At 42.0% G+C, this 4,013-nt stretch carries 4 protein-coding genes; 2 read left to right on the plus strand and 2 right to left on the minus strand.

Annotated elements, in window-relative coordinates:
• The coding region (locus VMW78_09015; GenBank protein ID HUV51142.1) for an adenosine-specific kinase at window positions 1-423 on the plus strand (423 nt) is incomplete at its 5' end.
• 58 nt (window positions 424-481) lie between these two features.
• Here the strand turns inward: VMW78_09015 and VMW78_09020 are convergent.
• Both VMW78_09020 and VMW78_09025 read right to left on the minus strand, forming a co-directional pair.
• A complete protein-coding gene (locus VMW78_09020) occupies window positions 482-820 on the minus strand; it encodes a flagellar basal body rod C-terminal domain-containing protein (GenBank protein ID HUV51143.1) in 339 nt (112 codons plus the stop codon).
• Between the two features lie 289 nt (window positions 821-1,109).
• Window positions 1,110-2,627 carry a sigma 54-interacting transcriptional regulator gene (locus tag VMW78_09025; GenBank protein HUV51144.1) on the minus strand — a complete coding sequence of 506 codons (1,518 nt, stop codon included), beginning with the start codon at window positions 2,625-2,627 and terminating at the stop codon, window positions 1,110-1,112.
• 549 nt (window positions 2,628-3,176) lie between these two features.
• Here VMW78_09025 and VMW78_09030 point away from each other — a divergent pair.
• Window positions 3,177-3,647, plus strand: a complete 471-nt coding sequence (locus VMW78_09030) for a DUF3568 family protein (GenBank protein ID HUV51145.1) — start codon at window positions 3,177-3,179, stop codon at window positions 3,645-3,647.
• Window positions 3,648-4,013: the final 366 nt, after the last annotated feature.

A 4,013-nucleotide genomic window follows, 5' to 3' on the forward strand; every position in this document is an offset into this window, starting at 1 on the left:
TCTCATTTTATAAAAACTGTTGAGGATATATATGAGGCCATGGTCAATGCTGTTCCCATGGCAAAATTCGGTCTGGCATTCTGTGAAGCCTCTGAGTTATGTCTTGTGCGTTATGCAGGCACAGATGATGAACTTATCGAACTGGCAAAGAAGAATGCATACAACCTTTCAGCCGGTCACAGTTTTATCCTTTTCATGAAAAATCTATTTCCTGTAAATGTTTTGAATTCGATTAAAAATGTCACGGAAGTCTGTCGAATCTTTTGCGCAACCGCCAATCCGGTCGAGGTAATTATTGCAGAAACGGAACTTGGGCGGGGAATACTCGGTGTTATTGATGGGTTTAGCTCAAAAGGCATAGAAACAGAAGATGATATCCGTGCACGAAAAGAATTGCTGAGGCAAATCGGCTATAAGCAATAATTGGCTGGATTGAAAAGCTTTTAACCATCAGCCCTGGCCGATGGCAGGCGATTTCATTTCAAGCGAAAACGTCGAGTAAATGCTCTTGCATCTCAGCTTCGGTCTTTATAACCTGAACATTAGCTGTATTGGAGTGTTGCGTGGTAATAAGGTTGACGAATTCTTCCTCAAGAAACACATTGGAGGATTCCAACCCATTGGGCTGAATTGTGCCGGGTGTATCTATCTTGGTTATAGTTACAGAAACACCGGTTGAATCTCCTGTCTGAAAAATAGCCCGGCTCTTCTTGAACTCATCCGTGTTTACATTTGCGATATTATTGGCCGTTACATCAAGTTTTTTTTCAAGAGCCAAGATGGAAGATACGGCTATGTTTGAAGCTGGAATCCGTGGCATTTGCTTTTTCCTTTTAAAAACATTCTTGTTCTTATTATTATCGGCACTTTTCCCCAATAACTTAAAAGGATTACTGCAAAAATTGACAAACTCGTAAAAAGTCTCGAAATCGTCATGCCGGACCCCGTATCCGGTACGGGGCAGGCCTGATTCGGCATCCGGAACGCATTGAACCGCAATAGCGAGCGAATCTAAAAATGGCCAACTTCCTTACGGTCGAAGATTCCAGGTTTCCCATCTAAACTTCCGTGGTGAAGATATCTGCGTGGTCTTTTACTTTATTGATGGTTCAGGAGCCCTTTTGTCTGACTTTCTGGAGATTATATTTTGAAATAAGTCGGGACAGATACGTTCTTTGTATACCAATAGCTTTTGCAGCTTCGCTTCTGTTCCCTTTAGTATGTCTGAGGTTCAAGGCAATAAACTCTTTCTTAAAGTTGTTAACAGCCTCTTCCAGCGTTAATCCCACACGCATACCAGAGTCCATTAGCCTTGAGGAAAGAATCGGTAAATCTTCCGGCAAAATCTCCTTGCCGTTTCCCATAACCACTGCCCGCTCTATGGCGTTTCTCAATTCTCTAACATTCCCCGGCCAGTCATATTCCATCATATTCGCCATTGATTTTTCCGAAATTGTTAAATACGGCAACCCCCTTTCCTGTTTGAAGATATCGAGAAAATATTGGGCAAGCAGGGGAATATCCTCTTTTCTAGCTCTCAGGGAGGGCATGTGAATCTGAACACCATTAAGGCGATAATATAAATCTTCTCGAAACAGGCCCGCAGAGACCGCCTCAACAATGTTTCTGTTTGTGGCTGAGACGACCCTTACATCGACGAAGATTGATTTATTGCCCCCAACTCGATAAAATACTCCTTCTTGCAATACCTGAAGGAGTTTTGCCTGCATCACAGGGCTCATCTCTCCTATCTCGTCCAGAAAGATGGTGCCGCTATCTGCAAGTTCAAATTTTCCGATCTTCTGGCCTATAGCCCCTGTATAAGCCCCTTTTTCGTGACCGAACAGTTCATCTTCCAACAGGGTTTCCGGCAAGGCAGCACAATTCAGAAGAATCATGGGCTTATTCTTTCTGGGGCCGGCCCAATGGATTAACCTTGCCAGCAATTCTTTTCCGGTTCCGCTCTCTCCCAAAACAAGAGTGCTTATTGTTGAGTTTGCGATCTTATGAGCATCGGAGATGACCTGCCTTAAGGCCTTGCTATCCCCCACCATCTGGTACTTGACAGCGAGTTGTTTTTTAAGATCGCTGACCTCTCTTGTAACAAGCTCAATTTTTCTGGCATTGCCGATAGCCAGCGCGGCCAGTTCGGCAAACACGGCCAATATTTTAATATCCCCTTCGCGAAATCGACCCCCGTCTATTTTATCAATAATTTCGACAACTCCTATTGTTTCACCCTTTATCTTCATCGGCACGCAAGCTATTGAACGAGTCTTAAAGCCTATGGACTCGCTGATTTCTTTGTGCCAACGGGGATCCTTGCTGACATCAGGAACGAGAAGGGGTTCCCCTTTTTCTGCTACATAGCCGGCTATCCCCTGTCCCATCTCGATTTCAAAATTTTTGACATCATCCTTTTTCTCGCCTGTTGCCACCTTAAAATAAAGTTTTTTGGTTTTCTGATCCAGGAGCAGAAGGGAACTGGCCTTAGCGTTCATCATCTGGGTAGCCGTTGCTACTATAAGCTCAAGCAGCTGATCCAGGTTATTCACAGATGAGACCCATGTAGATATTTCTTTAAAACGATCTATTGAAATATCAGAATTTAAAAGTTCTTTATTCATGCATTGCCTAACCCGGACGAGCCGGAACCAAATAAAAAATCTTTCGTTTTTTTTCTTCCCAAGTCAACGGGTAGATACAACAGTTGCAGGTTTTTCATATAAATTTATTATGATTTACCCTATCTGTTAAATCAAGATAAATAGTAAAACACAAACAGTAAAAAGACTATACAACAACCCCCGCGAGATGCCAATATTATACTTTTTCATACATATTTAGGCGCACGAAAGGATACACTTTGGTTTGGAAACAGCCGCTATACCGGGGAAGCGAAATTGAAAAAATAGAAAATATACATTTGCTAACCCCCTTTTTTTAAAAGCTTTTGTTCCTAATTAAACCAGAAGATGATTTATGTGGGCACGAGATTTGCGTAACTAGATTGTCAGGAAATGATTTTTCCCGGAGCGATTTTACAATAAGGAGTACCCATGCCTGACACAGTTTATATAGTAATACTTTGTATGCGTGCTTTGTTTGTTATGTATTACTATCTTAAGGTTCAGTCCTGTAAGACGGGACTATGTCCGCAATAGAGGAGGTAAACAATGAAACGCTTTAAAGGTTACCTGGTCATCCTCCTTTTACTTTTCACAACCGGTTGCGCTACAGTAGCCCTCCCAGCTCTTTCGGGTATGGGTTTCGCTGTACATTATTCGCAATCTAATGTGGCGTCCAAAACTTTTACCTTTCCTGTGGATCAGACAGATAAGGCAACAATGTTTGCCTTAAAGGGGATGGGCATAAAGGTGGTTGATGACAGCACGACCGAAAAGGGGAAAAGAATAAAGGCTGCTACAGATGAACTCGATATAATAATCGACCTTGAACAGGTCACAGCGAAGGTTACGAAGGTAAATGTGAATGCCAGGAAATGGACTATGATTAAGGATATGGCAACCGCCAGTGAAATCATTGCTCAAGTGGCAAAAGCGCTCGAGATTATAGAAAAACCTGAAAATGTCCTTGATTTTTTGACTCGCTGGTCGAATGAGAAAATATACCCGCAAAACAAATAGGCTAACACCTAACCCGGATAAACCGGAACCAAAATGTTCCTATAGCCCGCCCCCCAGGGTATCTCCAATGCCCAAGGCAAATGCATGGAAAAGATCATAAGAGCAGGAATCACATTCAGCTTTAATCAAACAGCTAATGGCTAATAGCTTTTTCACAAATCTTCATATAGGTAAATAACTCAAGTTTCGCACCCTTTTTATTTATTAAAACCTTTAAACGCTAAGGGCCAAAATAAATTTTTAAAGCGAAATATTATACCTTAAGCTTCGACAACGGCACCAATCACAAACATTAATACACTGTTTGAAACCACGTATGAGTTCAGTAAGTTATATATCCTTTGTGCCTGTCCTTGGCACAAGTCA

It is taken from the genome of Anaerolineae bacterium, from assembly GCA_035529315.1.
Taxonomy (GTDB): Bacteria; Desulfobacterota; Desulfobacteria; order Desulfobacterales; family ETH-SRB1; genus Desulfaltia.

Coding starts and splice junctions, on each gene's coding strand:
- VMW78_09020 (HUV51143.1), bottom strand. CDS start 820: ATGCCACGGATTCCAGCTTCAAACATAGCCGTATCTTCCATCTTGGCT.
- VMW78_09025 (HUV51144.1), bottom strand. CDS start 2,627: ATGAATAAAGAACTTTTAAATTCTGATATTTCAATAGATCGTTTTAAA.
- VMW78_09030 (HUV51145.1), top strand. CDS start 3,177: ATGAAACGCTTTAAAGGTTACCTGGTCATCCTCCTTTTACTTTTCACA.